Genomic DNA, 22,617 nt, shown 5'->3' with positions numbered 1-22,617 from the left:
ATTAAATTTGCATCAATTACTATGTAATTTAAAAATACTATGTCATCTGAAAAAGAAAAGACAAAAATGCCCGCTTTCATAGCAGGCATTTCATTAATAAAACATATGTAACACTAGATAATGATTACAATGCATTTAATACTTCATAAGAAGGTGCGAAGTAATAACTCCCTGTTACAGGCTTACTCATACGTAATAGGTCGTCATGTTTGCCGTCTAATTCACCAAACATGCTTAATAATTGCTGCTCGATGTTATATAAACGACCACAATAAGCTAAGAAATATAAACCATGTTTACCGCTTGCAGTACCATAAGGTAGGCTGTGACGTAAAATCGCTAACTCTTCACCGTCTTCTTCAATCACAACACGAGAAACGTGAGATGTCACATTACGCTCAGACTCATCAAGCTCAACACTGTCTTTTTTAGTACGACCAATCATTTTTTCTTGGTCTGATTCACTAAAACGAGCCCATTTTTTCAGGTTATGCTCATAGCGTTGAACTAAAACATAGCTACCACCAGCATCAACACCATCATTAATTAATGCAACGCCATAACGTTCATCATCTTGTGGGTTTTCTGTACCATCAATGAAACCACTTAAATCGCGCTCTTCTATCCAACGGAAACCATGAATTTCTTCTTCAACTTTAATTGCATCACCAAAAGCAGCAATTGCAGCTTGAGCTAGCGAAAAATTCACATCATGACGCATAGATTGAATATGAATAAGGAGGTCGCGTTGTGTTGCAGGCGCTAAACCTTTACCTAAAGGACGAAAAGGTTTCAGCTCTGGAGCGCTATTTTCATCGGAAAGTTTTTTCCACAAATCAGATCCAAATGCAACAACTGCGCCTAGTGATGCATCAGGAAATTGCTTTTGTAAATCAGATAATGATTGCATGAATTTCTGGCACCCTTCACGCAGAGCTTCTAATTCACCTACGACCATTGCTTCGATAAAAAGACCAAATTTACTATGTGCGACTAAAATGCCACTTTGTGCATGAGACATATTGCTTTCCTAATCAATAATCAAAACACCCAGAATGATGTTGATTATATCGAATATTTTTTCCTGAATATTTGCCTTTTAACAAAAATCGGACAGTCTGGTTATAAACTATTCCTTATTTTATAAGGAATAGCGTTAAAGCGATTTATTAAGCCAAATAATTTGCGTTAATGTCCAGTTAGATAAAACTTCATCAGGTGGCATTAATCCGTCGGGACCATCCCATTGGCCACTAAAGACATAACTTACCGATTTAGCTTCTGCAGATTGGCACAAAATGGTTCTCTGCTTTTCATCTTTAGGACCTTTGCTACACGCACCAAATGCTTTCTTATAAATATCTTTAAATGGTGTACCTATCGTTATACCCCAATCAGTCATTGCCTTGTCATCAAAGACTTCTATTTTTTCAACGGTACTTTTTTCTTTGCCATAGAAAGCCACTTGAACTTTATTATCTTTTAGTGCTTGTACTACAACAATAATGTCATTACCTTGCATCTCCATACCTTCACGGTAATTGAAGCGCCCACCTAACTCATTTTTTATTTCACTTTCTGTTATTTTTGTTGAGCGAGTGATATTTCCTAATCCATTATCAGAAACGGTTAATGTATCATTTGAGAACCAATTCATCGGATTTAGTGCAGAAAAAGACATTCCTCCCATGGATGAACAGCCACTTAATAGCAAAACACTTGTGCTTAAACACAAGGGTAACCAAAACTTAGGCATCATTTATTTCTCCGTTAAACTTTTTCGTCACGCATTAAAATAGATATTGAGGTTATTAAGCACACCTTATCTTACTCTTTGTATTGTCTCAAACATCAGGCTAAAACAGTCACAATAAGCCAGCATAACAAAATATATACTGATTTGATCTTAGATAACCACATGAAAAGAAAGCCTAGTTACGACCATCAACATAACATTTTGTTCCACAGAAAAAGCAATATCAGATTTTACACATAAAATAAGAAGTACAAACGTAAGAATAAAAACAAAGAGAAAGAGAGAAATATAAAATGAAGAGAAATAACCCCTAAAGATATCAGGGGTTTTAAACACAATTAAAGATCGAAATCCTGATCAACAATTAATCGCTTAGTATATGTTGTGCTTTCTTGGTTTTGATCTTCATACAATAACTTCTCAAACATACAAATTGTTGCATCATTTTCTTCTGGTACAACTAATGTAATTTGAGGGCACCCTTTCGCAATCAGCTTTTTCTCTAATCGAGAGATCAATGCATTCGCAATGCCTCTTCCTCGAAAGTCTGGATGAACAGCTAAATAGTATAAAGAGCCACGATGACCATCGTAGCCTCCCATCACAGTGCCTACAAGCTCACCTGACACTTCTGCTATCAAAAATAAATCGGGTGAGTGGTTTAATTTTCTTTCAATATCAATTTCAGGATCGTTATCAGGCGATATCAAATCGCAACGCTCCCAAAGTGTAATAATTGCCTCAAAATCATCTTGGCGAAATACACGTATTTCCATGGCTTTGCCCATTATTAGTCATATAAATCTGAATTTATTATCGCTTGTTTAGTTTATGAATCAACTTGAAAATGAGAACATAGACGATATGAAGTTCTATTTTTAATAAATATGATAAAAATTGTAGGTTATTATGAGTTTACCTGATATTCATCGCGTTAAAGAATTTTTCTTATCACTACAAGATACCATTTGCCACTCGCTTGAAAATATAGACCAAAAATCCACTTTTCAGCAAGATACCTGGGAAAGAAAAGAAGGTGGTGGTGGTCGTACTCGTGTTTTAACCAATGGTGCTCTTTTCGAACAAGCTGGCGTCAATTTTTCACATGTCTATGGCGACACCTTACCGAAATCAGCCACTGCTCATCGCCCCGAATTAGCAGGACGTCGCTTTCAAGCAATGGGGGTTTCATTAGTTATTCACCCTATTAATCCTTATATTCCGACTTCTCATGCCAATGTTCGTTTTTTTATTGCTGAAAAAGAAGGTGAGGATCCAGTTTGGTGGTTTGGTGGCGGCTTTGACTTAACACCTTATTATGGATTTGAAGAAGACGTTATTCATTGGCATAAAGTTGCTAAATCTGTTTGTGCTCCTTTTAGTGAAGATTATTACCCTCGTTATAAAAAATGGTGTGATGATTACTTTTATATTAAACACCGCAATGAACCTCGTGGTGTAGGTGGCCTTTTCTTTGATGATTTAAATACCCCAGATTTTGACCACTGTTTCGAGTTTGTCCAACACGTTGGACTTGGTTATCTTGATGCCTATTTACCTATTGTTGAAAAACGCAAATCAATGCATTGGGGTGAACGAGAACGCCAGTTTCAACTCTATCGCCGTGGTCGCTATGTTGAATTCAATTTAGTGTGGGATAGAGGCACATTATTTGGTTTGCAAAGCGGTGGAAGAACAGAATCAATTTTAATGTCTATGCCACCTTTAGTCCGTTTTGAATATGATTACTCGCCAGAACCAAATACCCAAGAAGCAAAATTATACAGTGACTTCTTGATCCAAAAAGAGTGGGTGTAACATATTTAATTACTTTATTATTGATAAAGCCATATTAAAAATGTGGCTTTATTAGAATCAAACGAGAAGTTTAATAACAAATATTTTCTAAAATCAATTAAACAAAAAAGCCAGTAAACCTGTAACTTTATTTTTGTTTACCCACCCTTCTGCTCTCATACAGGTATTGAAATAGTCTTTACGTTTCCATTCATTAACATCAGAAGGAAGAGAGGCTCTTGCACCAGAATTCGGAATATCTTTACCATTTATACTAATAGGAGCAAAAGAAGGCTGGCTTGAAGCCACATATTTCTCTGGATATTGTGCTTTAGCTTCTTGCATACACATATGCTTAGCAATATCTAATGGTGATGGATTTGTGGTTTTTGCTTCCCATTTTTCAGGTGTTGTACAAGCAGAAAGCATAAAAATTGATGCAATGATGATCGTTTTTTTCAAAGTAATAGCTCATTAAGACGAATAAAAATCAATTGCATTTTAGCTGTTTTTTTAAAGAAATAATTAATTTTTTATGAAGTTTAATCCCATTGAAATGATAGTACTTTTACTCTTCAAATAATGTATCAGGGTAGCATTATCAGCATTATTATAATCGGCATAGTCAATTTTTCTCAGCACCTTGCTGGTTTTGAAGTATTGTTTATGGAATAGCACGATAATATGAGTAACATTCCTACTTTTTACTTGTCTTAACTGATAACACATTGAAAAAATAAGAAGGTTATGATGGGAAAACTGCGTATTGGTATAGTTGGTTTAGGAGCAATTGCACAAAAAGTTTATCTGCCTATTTTAACTAAAGCGTCTAAGTGGGAATTGATAGGCGCATTTTCACCTAATCAGGAAAAAGGGAATATAATTTGTGCCGCTTATCGTATCCCTTTATTCACTAGTTTAAGTGCCTTAGCCCAACAGTGTGATGCGATATTTGTGCATAGCGCAACTTCAAGTCATTTTGAAGTCATAGAGTATTTATTAAATGCAGGTGTACATGTTTATGTTGATAAACCTTTAACAGAACATATTCACCAATCTGAGGCATTGATTGAACTTGCTGCTAAAAAAAATAAAAAACTCATGGTAGGTTTTAATCGTCGTTTTGCGCCTTTTTATCACGCTTTAAAACAGAATATTACCCACCTTTCTTCTTTAAGAATTGATAAACATCGATGCGATAGTGTCGGCCCTAAAGAAACACGTTTTACCTTGCTTGATGACTATTTACATGTTGTTGATACAGCGCTTTGGTTAGCAGGTTCAAACGCTGAGTTATTGAGTGGTAGTATTATTCAAACAAAAGAAAATACACTGTTTTATGCAGAACACCATTTAAAAATCAACGATTGCTGGGTAACGACATCAATGCATAGAAAAGCAGGAAGCCAGCAAGAGCAGGTTATTGCCGTTAGTGAAGATGCAATCCACCAAATTACAAATATGAATTTATGGCGCAGTGAAAGCAGAAATAGACTCACTGAAAAACATCCAGGAAATTGGGAACCCATTTTATTACAACGGGGTTTTATTGGGGCTGTGGAACACTTTATTGAATGTGTGACGAATGATATAGAACCATCGACAAGTGGAGAACAAGCCATTGTTGCTCAACTCATGATAGAAAAAATGCTAGCTAATCAATAAATTCTAGGTATAAAAAAACTGAGTTCATTATAAGTTGAGAACTCAGTTTTTATGTTTGGATGCTAAATTAACTTATTTAGATTTCTTTAAGTGCGACATTAAACGCTTACGTTTACGCAACTGAGATTGTGTTAATTTATTTTTCTTATCCGCATAAGGGTTTTCACCCTCTTTAAATTGAATACGGATTGGCGTACCCATAACTTGCAAAGTACGACGGAAATAGTTCATCAAATAGCGCTTATAGCTATCTGGTAAATCAGTTACCTGATTACCATGGATAACCACAACAGGTGGATTATAACCACCAGCATGTGCATATTTCATTTTTACACGACGTCCTCGCACAATCGGTGGCTGATGATCATCTTCTGCCATTTTCATGATACGAGTTAGCATAGAAGTCCCGACACGACGGGTTGCACAGACATAAGCTTCTTGAATTGATTCAAAAAGATTACCCACGCCACTTCCATGTAATGCAGAAATAAAGTGAACACGTGCAAAGTCAACAAAGCCTAGTTTAAGATCAAGCATTGCTTTTACTTGTTCGCGATCGTCTTGTGTCATGCCATCCCATTTATTGACAGCAATAACTAATGAACGACCTGCATTCAGGATATAGCCTAATAATGAAAGATCCTGATCTGAAATACCTTCACGGGCATCAATAACCAGCAATGCAACGTTAGCGTCTTCAATGGCTTGTAATGTTTTGATAACAGAGAATTTTTCTACTGTTTCTTTTACTTTACCGCGTTTACGAACACCCGCAGTATCGATAATGATATATTCTTTCTCATCTCGTTCCATTGGGATATAAATACTGTCACGCGTTGTACCCGGCATATCGTAAACAACCACACGCTCTTCACCAAGCATACGGTTTGTCAGTGTTGATTTTCCAACATTAGGACGACCAACAATCGCCAATTTTACTGGTAATGTAGAAGGGTCAAAATCATCTTCTTCCTCTTCTAACGCCTGTGCTTGTTGTTCTGCTTCTAATGCAGCCCAATAAGCTGCATTCTCTTCTTCTTCCGTCAGTTCAACTTCTTCTTCCACCACTTTACCCGTAATTGGTAATAGCGCTTGTTCAATCAATTGAGCTACACCACGACCATGAGATGCCGCAATTGGGAAGATTTCACCTAATCCTAAAGAGTAAAAATCAGCTAATGCTGTATCAATATCAATACCGTCAGTTTTATTCGCAACTAAATACGTTTTTTTCTCAACACCACGAAGGTGTTTTGCAATACCTTGGTCTGCTGGCATCAACCCCGCGCGAGCATCAACTAAAAACAGTACGATATCGGCTTCTTGAATAGCCTGTAGCGATTGTGATGCCATATGCGTTTCAACGCCCTCTTCAGCACCATCAATACCGCCAGTATCAATAATAATAAATTCTTCACCTTCTAACTCTGCTCGACCATATTTACGGTCACGGGTGAGGCCTGGAAAATCAGCAACTAATGCGTCTCTTGTGCGTGTTAGTCGATTAAATAACGTGGATTTACCCACGTTAGGGCGCCCTACTAAGGCAATAACGGGTATCATTTTTTGATGCCTCATAAAAATACAATCACAAACCTGATTGTATTTTACATGTAATTACTAAAAAGACGAAACGGCTCCTTTAAAGGAGCCGTAAAATAAATAGATTTGTCAGCAATTAATTACCGACTATAAAGATAAAGCTTACCGTCACGAGCTTGGATCATCAGTTTATCTTGTACCGCTTGAGGGCGGCTTAATAAACCTGAACTATTCACTTGGTTTTGTGCAATAAATTTACCTGTGTTGGTATCGATCCAATGGAGATAACCTTCTGCATCACCAACCACTAAATAACCATCAAAAATAGCAGGAGCAGTTAAATTACGATGCAATAAATCTTCTTGTGTCCATAATGTCACACCATCAGATTTACGCACAGATAAAACTCTATCATTTTGGTCAACGAGGTAAAGATTATCACCCAACAGCACCATATCATTGACTGAGCCTAAATCACGTTTCCAAAGAATTTGTCCCGAACGCATATCAAGGCTAACTAAATTACCGTTATATGCCATTGCATAAACAGTATTTTCATCAATAATCGGAGTGATATCCACATCATTTAATCGGCTAATTTCAGTAGAGCCTTTAATTTGTGAAATATTTTGTTGCCAAATCAATTGTCCTTGAGAAAGAACAACGGCACTAACGCGACCATTATCCGCACCAATAATCGCTGCGCCATAAGCGACAGCAGGAGCAGACTCGCCACGAAGAGATAATGATGGAGTGTCTAAGTTAATAGTCCAAGAAATCTCACCACTTAATAAGTCAAGTCCTTGCAACATGCCATTACTGGTATGAATAAGTACTAGACCATCACTAACAACAGGTTTTGAAATAGCTTCACCAGCAACATCTGTTTCCCAATCAATGGAGCCATCTTCAGTGTTCAGTGCATATACTTTCGCTTTTTCAGTTCCCACAAAAACGCGAGTGCCTGAAACTGTTAATCCACCAGAAAGTAATGCAGACTCATTGGATGAAAGAAAACCGGTTTTAATAGAGAGATCTTGCGACCAAAGCTCTTTACCTGTTTCTACATCTAATGCTTTAACTAAACCATGGCGATCAGCGACATAAATAACTGCGCTATCCCATGTTGGTGACAAGTGAGAATAGTATTTACCAATACCATTTCCAACTGATTTGTCCCAAACAGCTTTAGGTGTAAATTGGCTTTGCACCTCAGGCAATGGAGACATTGTCACATTGTCCTGTTCACTAGAACATCCTGCCAACAAAGCAGATGCTAGTAGACCAACCAGGAGAGTTTTACGCAGTTGCATGTCTGAAGATCCCTTTAATTGGATAAATTATTGAGTTTAAGTTCAACCAGTGAGCGAATAGCACCCGCATTTTCATCAGTTAACGCGCTACGATAAGCGGTTGCAGCACCTGCATTATCGCCTTTCTTCGCTAAGACATCACCACGGATATAATTTTTCATTCCATTCCATGCTTTGCCCTTCACTTGCTCTAACGAAACTAAAGCAGCATCTGTTTTATCTAATGCTAATTGTACGCGAGCTAAACGAAGATTAAGCATATCTGCAAATGCGTCATCTTTTACTTTTGCCACCGCATTAGTTAGATGACGTTCACCACTGACCAAATCATTAGCATCGATAGCAATTTGGGCTAATTCTAATGAAGCTAAAGCGCCATAAATATCATTAGTTTCAGCAACAAACTTTTCAGCTAATGCAATATTTTCAGGCGTAGGCTTAGCAAGTGCCTCACTGACTGTTGCAAAAGCACCTGCACTTTCTTGCAGGCGATTTGTTTGGTGTGATTGCCAATATTTCCAACCAAATACACCACCAAAACCAATAACTGCGGCTAAAACAATAGTTAAACCGTAGTTTTTAAAGAACTGCTTAATTGCATCAACTTGTTCGTTTTCGGTGCTATAAACTTCCACAAGTCTCTCCTTAACCTAATAACAGAGTCAATTGCTGAGCGAGGTCATTGCGAGCAACGATTGTTTGTTCCCCTGAACGCAAATCTTTCACTGCAACAGTGCCGGCATTAATTTCATCTTCGCCTAAAATCAAAGCAATTTTAGCGCCTTGTTTATCAGCACGTCCTAACTGCTTTTTAAAGTTACCATTACCATGATTCGTCATTAAACGTAATGTTGGTAATTGATCACGAATTTCTTCAGCCAGCATTAATGCTGCACTTTGGCTCTTTTCACCAAATGAAGCGAGATAAACATCAGCGACATTAGTATCTGCAACAAATTCAGGATTAACCGCTTGAACTAATAAGATCATGCGCTCCATCCCCATAGCAAAACCAACTGCTGGTGTCGGATGTCCACCAAGTTGCTTCACAAGCCCATCATAACGGCCACCCGCACACACTGTTCCTTGTGAACCTAATGCGCTAGTTACCCACTCAAAGACAGTACGGTTATAATAGTCTAACCCACGAACTAAACGCTGATTAACACGGTATGTAATACCGACAGCGTCCAATAAGGCACAAAGACCATCAAAATGCGCTCTTGATTCGTCATCAAGATAATCGAAAAGTTCAGGCGCATCATTCAATAAAGTCTGAATTTCTGGATTTTTTGAGTCTAAAACACGTAATGGGTTAGAATACATACGACGTTTGCAGTCTTCATCTAACTTATCGACATGCTGCTCTAAGAAAGCGACTAACGCTTCACGATATTTAGCGCGCGCTTCTAATGAACCAATAGAATTAAGTTCTAATGTTACATGATCTGCAATACCTAACGCTTTCCACCAGCGCGCAGTCAGCATAATTAATTCTGCATCAATATCAGGGCCTTGTAGGCCAAAGACCTCTGCACCTAACTGATGGAATTGGCGATAACGCCCTTTTTGAGGACGCTCATAACGAAACATTGGCCCTAAATACCATAAACGCTGTTCTTGATTATAAAGCAAACCATGCTCGATACCCGCACGAACACAACCTGCTGTATTTTCTGGGCGTAATGTCAGACTTTGGGCATCTTCACCACGATCGGTAAAAGTATACATTTCTTTTTCAACAACATCGGTCACTTCACCAATTGCTCGCTGAAATAGAGGGGTATGCTCTACGATAGGTGTTCTGATTTCACTAAAGCCGTAACCCGCTAAAATTTGTTTTAGCGTATTTTCAATTTTCTGCCATACACGAGTGTCAGCAGGTAGATAGTCGTTCATACCACGAATGGCTTGGATTTTTTGGGCCACTTTTCTTCTCTAATAGTTATTAATTGATTGTTAGGCTGATTATAGAAGCGAAATCAATCAGTATTCAACGTGAAATCAATAGTAAAACTGGCTCATTAATCAATGAGCCAGTTTTTTGAGCATTATTTGTCCAATTGATTTATATTTATACGCATATTGTCATCCAGCATTGATGCTTTAGCGCGAATTTTTGCTTCTAATAAATCAATCATATTAACGTTATCAAGACGCTCTTTTTGTCTCACACCATCTTCATAAAAACCGCTACGTGTTTTAGCGCCCGTTACACCTAATGTTGAAACTTCAGCTTCACCTGGTCCATTAACAACACAACCAATAATAGAAACATCCATAGGTGTGATGATATCTTCCAAACGTTGCTCTAATTCGTTGACGGTTCCAATAACATCAAATTCTTGACGGGAACACGTTGGGCAAGCAATAAAGTTAATTCCGCGAGAGCGAATACGTAATGATTTTAAGATATCAAAACCAACTTTAACTTCTTCAACCGGATCGGCCGCCAATGAGATCCTTAATGTATCGCCGATACCTTCTGATAATAAGATCCCAAGGCCAATCGCAGATTTAACCGATCCTGCTCTTGCTCCACCCGCTTCGGTGATCCCAAGATGCAGAGGTTGATCTATTTTTTTCGCTAATAAACGGTAAGAATCAACAGCGAGGAAAACATCCGAAGCTTTTACACTAATTTTAAATTGTTCAAAATTAAGTCTTTCAAGGATATCAACATGGCGCATTGCTGATTCAACTAACGCTTCAGGTGTAGGTTCTCCATATTTCTCTTGAATATCTTTTTCAAGTGACCCACCGTTTACACCAATACGAATAGGAATATTGTTATGACGAGCACAATCAACAACTTGGCGAATACGCTCTTCACTACCGATATTACCTGGATTGATACGCAAACAATCAACGCCATATTCAGCGACTTTTAATGCGATACGATAATCAAAATGGATATCGGCCACTAAAGGCACATTAACTTGTTGCTTAATTAATTTGAATGCTTCCGCAGCATCCATTGTAGGTACAGAAACACGAACAATATCCACCCCTACACGCTCCAGAGATTTTATCTGGCGAACAGTCGCTTCTACGTCTGTCGTTCGTGTATTCGTCATCGACTGTACTGCGATAGGAGCACCATCGCCAATAGGTACATTACCCACATAAATTCGTGTCGATTTACGACGAATAATAGGTGATTCTTTATGCATTGATTAATTCTCCCATGCTTCCATGCTTGCTCAAATATGTAGTCAGATTAAGCACTCGGTACTGTTATTTTTGCTATTTTTCCAGTAAAACGGCTTAAATCAACAGATTCACCATTAAACTGTATGCGAGTAACAGAAGGTGCGCCTATTTTTAGTTTATAAGGTTGCTCACCATCAAATTCCAAACGATCACCCGCTTTCTTAATACCGTTAAATAAGACTTTATTTTGAGCATTACGAACTTCTAACCAACATTCACCATCAAACATAAGAACCAATTGATTCGCAATAGCAGGAGCTTCCGATGAGGTGGATTCTTGTTCTGAATCTGCACGAGAAGTTGTTGATGTTGTTAAAGGTGATACGGGTAATGGAACCGTTTTCACTTCTGTTGGTGCTGGTGATGTCGTTTCAGTCGTTGATGATGTTGTAGCGACATTATTCGCCTGATTATCAACTAATGACGGAGCAGGTACTTGTAAATTATCACCTTCAGATGTTGACGTATTATCTGAGGTTACTAAAGAAGGATCTATCGTGTTGGTGTTTTCTTGTGTACTATTTTGCCCTATGTCTTGAGATGCCATAGAGACTAATTCTTGTTGATCAGCCTGATGACCTTGCCACCACCAAACACCTACGAGAGCAACCATAACAATCAAAATCACCCATGTGATTTTCATTAGCCAACCTTCACGCTTTTTATGACGTTTGCCTAATGAGTAATTTTGTGTGGTTGTCATTTTAATTTGTTTAACTGGAGCTTGTTGGTCGATAAAACCAAGGATTTCTTTTTCAGGAACGCCGACTAACTTAGCGTAAGAACGCATATATCCGCGTAAAAATGTTGGTGCAATATTAGAAGAAACGGAATCTGTTTCAATGTCGCGCACTGTTGATAACTTCAAACAAAGTCGATCAGCAACAGTTTGTTGTGTTAGCCCCACTTTTTCTCGTGCCTGGCGTAAAAGTTGACCTGCTGTTAATTTCACTTCTTCGGTTTTGTTTTCAGTATTCATTAGCAATCTAGGCACTGTGGCTATTGGATGTTTAACATTGATGAACTCGCAAAAGCACCAAGTACCTTAACGTCTCACCGCGAATTTATTGATATTTTATGATCACTTTGCTGACAAACCAAATAATCTGGCGGTATATCTTCAATTGACACACTATTATTGTTTAATAGTTTTTGTTCACAAAGGAAATTACCATAAAGCCTTAATACATTAACATTTACTGGCTTCGACTTCATCGCTAATTTGTAATAATCTAACGCTTGAATAGAATTTCCCAATAACTGAGATGTTAATGCCATTCCTAAATTAGCATCAGGGTGATTTGGCATCACCGATAACACTTTTTGGAAATGATATTGTGCTATTTGATATTGTCTTTCAGCTAAGTATGCATCACCTAATTGTAAACGTGTAGACACTGCAACACGTTGTTGATTGGCTGACGATTGACAACCTAATGTCAATAACATCAAGCCAATAGTTATAACTACTGATGATATCCTTATCATCGTTTTATTCCTCAAATATATTCATCCGTGATCTCTCTACATTGTAATTGTGTAATACACTTCACAAAGAAAGAGATTTCTAACCGTATCAGACTGCTTTTACTGAAATTAGTTCACCTTGTTGACGTTTTTTCAGTGTACGTTTTGTACGGTCAATAACATCGCCGGCTAATTGTCCACAAGCCGCATCGATATCATCACCTCGCGTTTTACGTACAATAGTCGTAAAACCATATTCCATTAATACTTTAGAAAAACGGTCAATTCGACTATTGGAACTACGTCCATATGGTGCACCTGGGAACGGGTTCCATGGAATTAAGTTAATCTTACATGGCGTGTCTTTTAAAAGTTCAGCTAATTGGTGAGCTTGATCTGTGCTGTCATTAATATGATCAAGCATAACGTACTCAATAGTCACTCGCCCTTGGTTCGCGTTTGATTTAGCAATATAGCGACGAACACCTTCAAGAAACATTGCAATATTATATTTCTTATTAATTGGAACGATTTCATCACGAATTTCATCAGTTGGTGCATGTAACGAAATAGCTAAAGCTACATCAACCGCATCTGCTAATTTATCTAACGCAGGTACAACGCCTGATGTAGAGACAGTAACGCGACGTTTTGATAAACCGAAACCAAAATCATCCATCATGATTTCAAGTGCTGGAATAACATTATTTAGATTCAGCAACGGCTCGCCCATTCCCATCATAACGACGTTAGTAATAGGACGACGACCTGTCTCTTTTAATGAACCAATAATTTTAGCGGCACGCCAAACTTGCCCAATAATTTCAGACACTTTCAAATTACGGTTAAAGCCTTGCTGCGCAGTTGAACAGAACTTACACTCTAAAGCACAACCAACTTGTGAAGAAACACATAATGTTGCGCGATCATCTTCTGGGATATACACAGTTTCTACTTGTTGATCACCAACTTTAATTGCCCATTTAATCGTGCCATCTGTTGAACGTTGTTCTTCAGAAACTTCAGGTGCTTTAATTTCAGCAATTTCTTTTAATTTATTGCGTAACACCTTATTGATATCTGTCATTTGATCAAAATCGTCATAACAGTAGTGGTACATCCACTTCATAATTTGGTCAGCACGGAAAGGTTTTTCGCCCATAGAGACAAAAAGCTCACGCATCTGTTTACGATTTAAATCTAACAGATTAATTTTAGTTTTTTGATTCACAGTATTTTCTTTAGAAACAGCGACAGAAGCGCTTGGCGCTGGAGTGGTAGATTGGGTCATGACATTGCCTCGTTGTTACACTATGCGGCCTGCATTAGCATTGATGCTAACGGGATACTTATATATTTGTATATTTAAACAATAATAAAAAACGCCCCGTTAATTATCAAACAGGGCGTCGCATTGTACTGTTTTTCGCGTAGAGATGCTAATAAATTAGCGCGCGCAAACTTCGTTTTCAGTGAAGAAGTATGCGATTTCACGAGCAGCAGAAGCTTCTGAATCTGAACCGTGTACCGCATTTTCAGTAAAGCTATCAGCGTAGTCAGCGCGTAATGTACCCGCTAATGCGTTATCTGGATTAGTTGCCCCCATCAAATCACGGTGACGTTGAATCGCATTTTCACCTTCTAACACTTGAACCATGATTGGACCAGAAGTCATAAATTCAACTAAGCCGTCAAAGAAAGGACGACCTTTGTGTTCTTCATAAAAGCCTTCAGCTTGTTCACGCGTTAAATGCAGCATTTTAGCGGCAATGATGCTAAAACCAGCACTTTCAAAACGATTATAGATAGCACCGATAACATTTTTTTTCACTGCGTTTGGTTTGATAATAGAAAATGTGCGCTGAATAGCCATGTCTTACCTCTAAATTATTTTATTAATGATAACTTTTTTATCTCTTTTATCGCAGATCATGGAAGAACGAATCAAAAACCGCATTCCCTGCAAAAATAGGGCTCGATTATAGGAGGATAAAAATGAATTGCACAGATTGAACCCTCTTTTTTTTAAAGAAATGTGGCAAAAAAGTTATGAATTATCGATCTAATCACATTTTTGACGCTTTCCATGCTCTAACTTAAAAATAACAATAAAAAAGAACCGAAATGACACACGATAAATAGTCTCTTTATCTTTATTAAAAACTTATTTTAGTGAAAAATCACTCAGTTCTCGTTTTTTTCATCGTTTTAGTTTAACGAAATAAAAAATTAACCATATCCGTTTGACCACTTAGATCGAGCACTGAAAGTTGGTATTTACCTCGTTTCTCTAATAAGTAAGAGAATGTTTCTCCGTTTTCTGTTTTACCTATTTGCTCACCATTTAAAAACCACCATTGCGTACCACTCCCACCTTGCGTGGACACTGTTATTTCAAGATTATTTTCTCCAGGTAATGGTCTTAATAAATCACCTGCACGAATACCTGAAATAAACAAAGGAATTATATCTTCTTTTATTGGAGGGCAAGTTTCAGAAATCGCAGGTAGTCGTTTTGCTCTGCGCTCTTTTTCAGGCAACCATGCTTCTAATGCTATCGGCCATAAAGCAATATCTTTTAACTCTGCGTTAGGACAATTAGGCCCAGTGCGTTTACCTTCATCATCTAACCAAATTTTTTCGTTGATCCCCAAAATACCTTCTTGGTTATCATTCAATAAAGTTGGCGGAATAGTGTTATCTAAGATCCAGCTTCGACGACTGACTCTACAGTTACTGTCTTCTTTAGGTAATGCCTTACCTGTAGGCCAACAGATTGTTGCCGAAGTTACACTATTAGGACGTAAATCTGTTGGTGGTCTTTGTTTATTTTGATAGAAATAGCCTGTTAATAAGTTATTGACCTGATTCATAATAGGAACAGCCGTCGCAAAGCCAAATTGCCCAGCTACAGGTGTTCCATCAGGCCTGCCCACCCAAACACCAATGGTATAGCGCGCATTAACACCAATAGACCAGGCATCCCGATAACCATAACTTGTCCCTGTTTTCCAAGCCAAAGGAACAACGGGGGAAATTGCGCTATCTGGGCGAGGTCTGGCTTCTCCGGCTAATATGCGCCGAATAATCCATGCAGCACCTTGTGACATCAACACTCGGTTTTCTATTATTTGTTCCGGTTTAAAACGTAACGGCGCTGTTTTTCCTTGCCTTGCTAATGCACTAAAAGCAGAAACAAGCTCATCCATTCGTGTCGCCGTTCCTCCTAAGATCAGCGCTAAATTTGGCTCTGAGCCATAAGGAAAACGCATTTCAATATGGTTATGACGCAATTTTGCTGCAAATTTCTTTGCACCATACACTTCGATAAGTTGTACCGCAGGTAAATTTAAAGAGCGACTTAGTGCTTCACTAGCACTGACCGCCCCATTAAAACCCGAGTCAAAATTACCAGGACGATAATTATCAAATCGACGAGGAACATCTTGTAAAAGTGATTCTGCATGAATAAGCCCTTCATCTAATGCGAGTGCATAAATAAATGGCTTTAATGTTGAACCCGGCGAGCGCCAAGCACTAATCATATCAACATGACCAAAGCGCGAATTGTCATTAAAATCGGCAGAACCGACATACCCTTTCACACTCATATCCGTATGATCAACAACGAGTATGGCTAAGGATGTTTTATCTGCTAATTGATACTTCCATTGATTTGCAATATCTTCGAGTTGTCGTTGAATATTAATATCAATCGTTGTTGTAATAACAGGCTCTCGCTTTTCGTTATACATACGACGAGCCAGCAATGGTGCTAATTGCGGTGTTTGCCTTGGTGCTAATAAAACCTGCTCTTCTTTGATTTCATCAATTTTTTCTTGTGGCCATATTTGATACTCTGCCAGCCTATCTAATACTTTATCTCTAGCTGCTTGAGCACGTTCAGGGTATCTATCTGGTCGTAAACGACTTGGTGCTTGTGGTAATACCGCCATCAATGTCGCCTCACCCGCAGATAAATCAGCGGGTGATTTGCCTAAATAAGCCCAACTTGCTGCACCGATACCTTCGAGTGTACCGCCAAAGGGTGCTCTATTGAGGTAAATCTCCAAAATTTCATCTTTTGAGTAATACCACTCTAATTGCAAGGTGCGCCAAAGTTGTTTGATTTTTCCCCCTAAAGTACGGGAGTGAGGATCAATAAGGCGAGCCACTTGCATTGATAATGTGCTTCCGCCCGACACTATTCTTCCGGAACTTAGATCTTGCCACGCCGCTCGTAATATCGACATGGGATTAACACCAGGATGTTGATAAAACCAGCGATCTTCATAAGTAATTAAGGCTTCTAAATATTCAGGAGAGACATCATCGAGTTTGACATGGTAACGCCATACTCCCTCTTTATCGGCAAAACGCCAAAGAGGTGTACCATCTTGCGCCGTAACAATAGTCGCAATTTGAGGTTCAGGATCAGGGAGAGGCCAAGTTTTATCTGCGATCCAGACTAAAATCGGCGTTGCTAGAAAAAAAATAATGATTACAGCAATAAGCCGTTTATACCCTAGTTTCATTCAATCACTCAAAGGAAAAAGCCCTTTCCGAAGAAAGGGCTACAAGATTTAAGGAACAACGTCAATCTTAGTTTCTGTTGCTCCTATTGCACGCCAATAAGGCACATACATAGATTCAACTTGTGGTGGTGGTACTTGATAGCTACCCGGTGTTACTGCTCTTGCTAAATAGAGCAATGTCGTTGGACGGTATTTATCAACAGAGATAGCGGCAACAAAGCGATCATCACGATATTCGAGATGTTTGATATTTGCTTGTCCCATGTCGTCGATAAATTCCTGCAAGTCTGCGGCACTATCACTTAAGCTTGCACTACTTGATGCTAAGTTTTGGTTTTCGATTTCAAGACCAGCAGGTAATAAATCAACAACTAATGCATCAGGTACGTCTCTATCAGCAGAAACTTCCAGTTTAACCACCAGCATTTCACCACTTTGTAAGCGATTAGGATGAACGCGATTTCCTTTTAAATCATAATAACTACGATGAACATTTAATACATTACTATAAGGAGTGGGTGCAACTTTCGGATAGCCCACGATATTCATCCGAGAATAAATAGTGGCGCCACCACGATTATTTAGCTCTAAACCTTCTTGTAATTGTGTTGATGTTAATGTCTCATTAACTGCACGATCGCTACTGATTGCAGGGACTTGACGATTAACAGCTACTTCCCAAGGCTGTTCTGCCATATTAATAAAGAAACGCCCAGCAAGGTATAACGAGTTACTTTCTTGGGTTGAGAACCATTCACGGCTTGTTAAATTATCAGATAGTGTCATCACACTTGCATCACGAGATTGTGTTTCAAGGTTATTTTCACTTAACAATGCAATAATTAATGCTTGGTCACGAATGGTGCTACCGTAGTCACCTAATCCATAATTATATTTACGCGTTGTTGTTACACCTTCAGCAATCAAGCTTTCAGCACGATTACTATCACCCATCAGTTTTAGTGCAATACCTAACTGAACTAAGGCTAAACCATTTCCAGCTTGGTTACGCTCAAGATAGAGACGACGTAATTCACCTAAAGGTGCTTTTTGCTGATTAGCTAATACTAACGCAGCATAAGCCCTAGCTGAGAAACGTGCTGCATCTTGATTAACTGCATATTCATAATTAACTAAGCTTTTATCTTGTAAATAACGTAATAAACGATCATTCGCACGTTTTAATGAATCAGCAGGAACTGAATAACCTTGTTGTGATGCACGGAATAAGAAATCAGTCGCATAAGCGGTTAACCAATATTCTTCACGTCCTCCCTGATCCCATAAAGCGAATCCGCCTTCTGATTTTTGCATCGTCAACAGATGAGCAATACCTTTATCAATCGCTGCTTTTCTATCAGCGTCAGTTTGCGTTTTAATTCCCAACTGTTTCAACTCTTTTTCTGTTGAATACAGTGAAGGATAAAGCCCACTAACGGTTTGTTCTAAGCAACCATAAGGATAAGCAAATAATTCTCTAACATAACGCGCCACTTGTAACGGAGGGCGGCTTGTCAGTAATAATTCACCTTCAAGCGTTGAGTTATTAAAGCGACTTAAACTTTCTGATGGTAAGCGCCAAGTGTCACCATCTTGCAATGTACTTGCATAATGGATCGTTTCTGCTGGGAATGCAGGGCGAACACCAATATTCCATGTATTGTGATAAGGCTTAATCTCTTCACCCGGTACTTTAATACCATAAATAGACAATGAGAACTCACCTTGACCAAAGCCATGTTTCGCTTTTACTGGGATTTGAATTTGAGTACGTTCACCTTTCGTTAGCGAGACAGTTTTACTTTCAGCGCCACCTAATCCCACCAGACCTGAAGCGGTATAATTTAAAGTAATAGATTGCGCATCATCTGTTAGATTAGTTAAATCTAACGATAAAAGTGCACTATCACCACCAGCCATAAAGCGAGGTAATGAAAGCTGAGTGACTAAAGGTGCAGCAATCACAACTTTACCTTCTTGGCTACCAAATTTATCCGCAGTCCAAGCTTGCGCCATTAAACGAACTTCACCATTAAATTCTGGAATAGGTAAAGAAACTTCACCTTCACCTTGCGCATTTAATTTTACTGGAGCTGATTGTTGAGCAATGATTTGCACATCCGTTAATGGCTTTTTACCCCCACGAGATAATGCTGTAGCTTCACCACCATCCCCACCAAAACGCAAGTTAGCTAAACGGCCCTGCCCTTCAATCAATTGCCCATACACATCATATTGGTCAATGCTGTAGCGTTTACGGCCAAAGAAAGCATCGTAAGGATCTGGGGTTTTATACTCGGTAATATTCAATACACCCGTATCAACTGCAGAAACCAATACATTAATATTTTCAGGTAATGGTTGACCTGCAACTGGATTCGCTTTAATGCGGATTTTTAAATCTTGGTTAGGACGAATTTTTTCAGGTGCATCAAGTGAAATATCAATACGGCGGTTTTTATCCTGTAATGGTAGATGCAAAATACCCACAGCACGTTTGACTGTCGCTTGTTTTGAAGTATCGCCCGGCCTTACAACAACAGAAGTTAGATAGAGATCGTGTCTTGCCCACTCTTTATTAATAGGCACTTCAACATCAAGCCCTTTTTCGGGTACATCAATTTCCTGCCACCATAAAGGCCCATTACTTGATTCCAGTAATACATAACCTTTACCCGGATGAGGAGCAACAATGTTTAACTTAACTTTTTCACCCGGTAAGTAACCTTCTTTATCCAGTTTCAATTTCACTTGATCTGGTCTTACCGCACCTGTTCCCCCCGTGTTATCCATCCAAGAATACCCAGCCCAGAAACGTAAGCTACTGACTAATTCTGTTTTAGGATCGACAACTTCAATACGATAAGAACCCCATTCAACAGGGAATGCTACTTTTGCAGTACCATCTTTCGCGATCTTGATTGTTTGCTCATCCATCTGCAGATCTTTTTCGTTATAGCCAGATTCCCAACCATTCGAACTAGACCAACGCCAATAATAATCATGACGTTCATAGATAAACTTCACTTTAAGATCATTAGCAGGTAATTTTTTACCTTCTTGGTCTGTATAGACAATTTCAAATTCAGCCATTGAGTTTTCATCAACGCTATAACCTGATTTATATTTGTCTGTACGGTAATCGTAGACTTCTTTTTTAGGGAAGACAGGACGAATACCCGCAAGGTGAGTCGCTGGCCAAACAGCTTGTTGATAACGACGCGTAACAGGTCGTCCACCCGCTTCAAGTAAACTTGCTTGTAAAATAATATTAATCGGTGATTTCAGCTCTTCATAGCGTTCACTATCAACATTTACCCCCCCTTCACCATCAGAGTCTAAATTAAGTTCAAACTCATCTAATAGACGGCTGAAGTTTTCATCTTTTACAGCACCAAATTCATAGCCGGGTAATTTACTGACAGCTTCACGAGAAGCTTTTAAGAAAACTTGTCCTTGTAAGCGATTATCGGCAGCTGGCGCGCCATAAAGATAACGACCCTTAATGTCAAAATAAGCGTCATTACCACTTAATATAATTCCTTTCTTACCGGTGATTTCTAATGCCATACGTTCTGGCATAAAATCTTCAACCTGAAACTCATAGAAACGAGGAGTACCATCTCCTACATCAAAACGTAGGGTACGTGTACCCGTATTTTCATCCTCAGGAATAACTAATTTTAATTGGTAAAGACCCTTTTCAGGTTGCCAAACAAAACTACGAGAAACTTGCCCGTCTGTTTTAAGTAAATCGACTTTAACAGGTTGCTCTTTAATTGGATTACCATCACCGTCACGTAGCAAGGCATTAACGATTAATGTTTCACCAGGACGATAGAGATCGCGAGGACCGAAAGCAAAAAATTGTTTGCTATAACCTTGCGGGCCACCAATATCAAATTCAGAAAGATCAAGCGCAGGCTTACGCAAGTCAATCATACTAGTTTGCCCATCACGAATAGCCATCAATAAACGTGCTTTATCACTTTTCTCAAGTGTGGCATGCCCTTGGCTATCGGTCTGCGCTTTAGAAATCAATCCGCCTTTTTCATCTAACAGACGAATTTCTACTTTATCTAATGCAGAACCATTTTTAAGTGATTGGGTGAAGATATCTAACGTATCAAGATAACTGTGCATCGACAGCCCGATATCACTAAATGTAAATACCGTTGCTGGCACTGTATAAGAGTATTTACCCGCTTGTTGCATCACCGCAATATAGGCACCTTCTTTTTTCAGGGCATCTATTGATTTTAATGGTAACAATACGTTTTCACGGGTATTGGTTTCTGTATTTAATTCAAAACGACCGGTATAAACTAGCTCAGCTTGAGATAAAAACTCATCTGACTCCCAATAGTTAATATTCGAACGGCTTTCCCATTGTGTTAAGAATTGCGCTAATTGTTCATCTTTAACACGGAAAAAATTTACGTCAACTTGCCCCACATTTAACGCAATAATCGGTAAACCTTCAGCGGCTTCAAGTGGCAGTAACGATCCCTTACTGGTGAAACCAACAGATGGGAAAATTTCTTCTGTTGTTAATTTCTGACTAAAAGGTGTCATTAATGTACGTTCATTAATACCTTTTATTTTTTCATCAATTGTTAAATTTAATTCTGTTGATGGTGGTAAATGGCGAAAACGCAGTTCCATTAAGTTATCAGATAATTCCCACGCACCTTCTAATTTCCCTTTTTTGGTATCAACAAGGTGAATAACATCATCAAACTTTTGGTCAGGATCAAGCGGTACAGAGAAAGTCACAACCATTGTGCTCGCACCATCACGCTGTAATTCTGATGCATCTAATACGGTGACTTCTTTTCCAGCAAAACGCATTGCTAACTCATCACGGACTTCTTTGCTTTTTAATGCAGTTTCGTTATTTGTTTTTGTTGTAACTGCCGGTTTTTCACTGATTTGAGTTTCTGTCTTTGATGTGTTCTGAGCTACATCTTTTTGCTCAGTCAATTGTGTATTTTGTGTTTTATCAGCAGATGATGTATTTTCATCCGCTTTATCATCACAGCCAGTAAGAGCCAATGCTGATGCCAATACAACAGCTAGAGAGCTCCAACGATAACCTCTCTTTTCTGTATATTGTCTAAATTGGTTTTGGTTCATATCCATTTCCTTTAATTCAACCCCTGAATAATGCGATGTTTTCTGCAGGCTGAGATAATATATGTATTTCTTCATTCTAATAAGGTAAAAAAATAACTCGATAAGCTATTTTTTACCGTCTAAAACGAAATAAATTACAATACAAAATCGCTTTATTTTTACTTTTAAAATAAAGCCTATCTAAAACAAAGCG

General features: G+C 38.5%; 17 protein-coding genes. 2 read left to right on the top strand and 15 right to left on the bottom strand.

All coding sequences use genetic code 11. From position 1 onward, the window contains the following. Nucleotides 1–124 precede the first annotated feature (124 nt). From QSH13_RS15550 to QSH13_RS15540, 3 genes are all read right to left on the bottom strand, one after another. Entirely contained in the window at nucleotides 125–1,021 is an 897-nt protein-coding gene (locus tag QSH13_RS15550; protein ID WP_109396396.1) for a Dyp-type peroxidase, read from the bottom strand. A gap of 135 nt (nucleotides 1,022–1,156) precedes the next feature. Then, nucleotides 1,157–1,759, bottom strand: a complete 603-nt coding sequence (locus QSH13_RS15545; protein ID WP_228407504.1) for an RpoE-regulated lipoprotein — start codon at nucleotides 1,757–1,759, stop codon at nucleotides 1,157–1,159. A 335-nt stretch (nucleotides 1,760–2,094) separates the two neighbouring features. After that, nucleotides 2,095–2,532 (bottom strand): GNAT family acetyltransferase, encoded by a 438-nt coding sequence (locus tag QSH13_RS15540; RefSeq protein ID WP_072063231.1) that lies wholly within the window; start codon nucleotides 2,530–2,532, stop codon nucleotides 2,095–2,097. A gap of 133 nt (nucleotides 2,533–2,665) precedes the next feature. On the opposite strand from QSH13_RS15540, the gene hemF reads away from it, so the two are divergent. Next, entirely contained in the window at nucleotides 2,666–3,574 is a 909-nt protein-coding gene (hemF, locus tag QSH13_RS15535; RefSeq protein ID WP_109396395.1) for an oxygen-dependent coproporphyrinogen oxidase, read from the top strand. 93 nt (nucleotides 3,575–3,667) lie between these two features. Here hemF and QSH13_RS15530 read toward each other — a convergent pair whose 3' ends face one another. Next, nucleotides 3,668–4,015 (bottom strand): hypothetical protein, encoded by a 348-nt coding sequence (locus QSH13_RS15530; RefSeq protein WP_228407171.1) that lies wholly within the window; start codon nucleotides 4,013–4,015, stop codon nucleotides 3,668–3,670. 288 nt (nucleotides 4,016–4,303) lie between these two features. On the opposite strand from QSH13_RS15530, the gene QSH13_RS15525 reads away from it, so the two are divergent. Next, nucleotides 4,304–5,218, top strand: a complete 915-nt coding sequence (locus QSH13_RS15525; RefSeq protein ID WP_196544225.1) for a Gfo/Idh/MocA family protein — start codon at nucleotides 4,304–4,306, stop codon at nucleotides 5,216–5,218. Nucleotides 5,219–5,290: 72 nt separating this feature from the next. Here the strand turns inward: QSH13_RS15525 and der are convergent, their stop codons facing one another. The 11 genes from der to QSH13_RS15470 all read right to left on the bottom strand — a co-directional run bounded on the left by der (nucleotide 5,291) and on the right by QSH13_RS15470 (nucleotide 22,424). Then, the gene (gene der / locus QSH13_RS15520; protein ID WP_109396393.1) at nucleotides 5,291–6,781 is read right to left on the bottom strand and encodes a ribosome biogenesis GTPase Der; all 1,491 of its coding nucleotides are present in this window, start codon (nucleotides 6,779–6,781) and stop codon (nucleotides 5,291–5,293) included. Nucleotides 6,782–6,900: 119 nt separating this feature from the next. Continuing rightward, nucleotides 6,901–8,073, bottom strand: coding sequence for an outer membrane protein assembly factor BamB (bamB, locus tag QSH13_RS15515; protein WP_109396392.1), 1,173 nt, complete (start codon nucleotides 8,071–8,073; stop codon nucleotides 6,901–6,903). A 14-nt stretch (nucleotides 8,074–8,087) separates the two neighbouring features. Further along, nucleotides 8,088–8,708, bottom strand: coding sequence for a YfgM family protein (locus tag QSH13_RS15510; protein WP_109396391.1), 621 nt, complete (start codon nucleotides 8,706–8,708; stop codon nucleotides 8,088–8,090). A 10-nt stretch (nucleotides 8,709–8,718) separates the two neighbouring features. Beyond that, nucleotides 8,719–10,002, bottom strand: coding sequence for a histidine--tRNA ligase (gene hisS / locus QSH13_RS15505; protein WP_109396390.1), 1,284 nt, complete (start codon nucleotides 10,000–10,002; stop codon nucleotides 8,719–8,721). 122 nt (nucleotides 10,003–10,124) lie between these two features. After that, nucleotides 10,125–11,246: a flavodoxin-dependent (E)-4-hydroxy-3-methylbut-2-enyl-diphosphate synthase gene (gene ispG, locus QSH13_RS15500; protein WP_006533429.1), complete on the bottom strand. Its 1,122-nt coding sequence runs from the start codon at nucleotides 11,244–11,246 to the stop codon at nucleotides 10,125–10,127. A 47-nt stretch (nucleotides 11,247–11,293) separates the two neighbouring features. After that, nucleotides 11,294–12,265 (bottom strand): cytoskeleton protein RodZ, encoded by a 972-nt coding sequence (gene rodZ, locus QSH13_RS15495; RefSeq protein WP_196544224.1) that lies wholly within the window; start codon nucleotides 12,263–12,265, stop codon nucleotides 11,294–11,296. A gap of 74 nt (nucleotides 12,266–12,339) precedes the next feature. After that, a complete protein-coding gene (locus tag QSH13_RS15490) occupies nucleotides 12,340–12,774 on the bottom strand; it encodes a hypothetical protein (protein WP_109396388.1) in 435 nt (144 codons plus the stop codon). Between the two features lie 88 nt (nucleotides 12,775–12,862). Then, nucleotides 12,863–14,044, bottom strand: coding sequence for a dual-specificity RNA methyltransferase RlmN (gene rlmN / locus QSH13_RS15485; RefSeq protein WP_109396387.1), 1,182 nt, complete (start codon nucleotides 14,042–14,044; stop codon nucleotides 12,863–12,865). A gap of 156 nt (nucleotides 14,045–14,200) precedes the next feature. Beyond that, nucleotides 14,201–14,626 (bottom strand): nucleoside-diphosphate kinase, encoded by a 426-nt coding sequence (ndk, locus tag QSH13_RS15480; RefSeq protein WP_185901034.1) that lies wholly within the window; start codon nucleotides 14,624–14,626, stop codon nucleotides 14,201–14,203. 340 nt (nucleotides 14,627–14,966) lie between these two features. Beyond that, nucleotides 14,967–17,288 (bottom strand): peptidoglycan glycosyltransferase PbpC, encoded by a 2,322-nt coding sequence (pbpC, locus tag QSH13_RS15475; protein ID WP_109396386.1) that lies wholly within the window; start codon nucleotides 17,286–17,288, stop codon nucleotides 14,967–14,969. A 48-nt stretch (nucleotides 17,289–17,336) separates the two neighbouring features. Continuing rightward, nucleotides 17,337–22,424 (bottom strand): alpha-2-macroglobulin, encoded by a 5,088-nt coding sequence (locus QSH13_RS15470; protein WP_474100283.1) that lies wholly within the window; start codon nucleotides 22,422–22,424, stop codon nucleotides 17,337–17,339. Nucleotides 22,425–22,617: the final 193 nt, after the last annotated feature.

This window comes from Proteus faecis (genome assembly GCF_030286765.1).
Lineage (GTDB): Bacteria > Pseudomonadota > Gammaproteobacteria > Enterobacterales > Enterobacteriaceae > Proteus > Proteus faecis.
The sequence above is the reverse complement of the archived record's forward strand: the minus strand, read 5'-3'. Positions and strand labels throughout refer to the sequence as shown.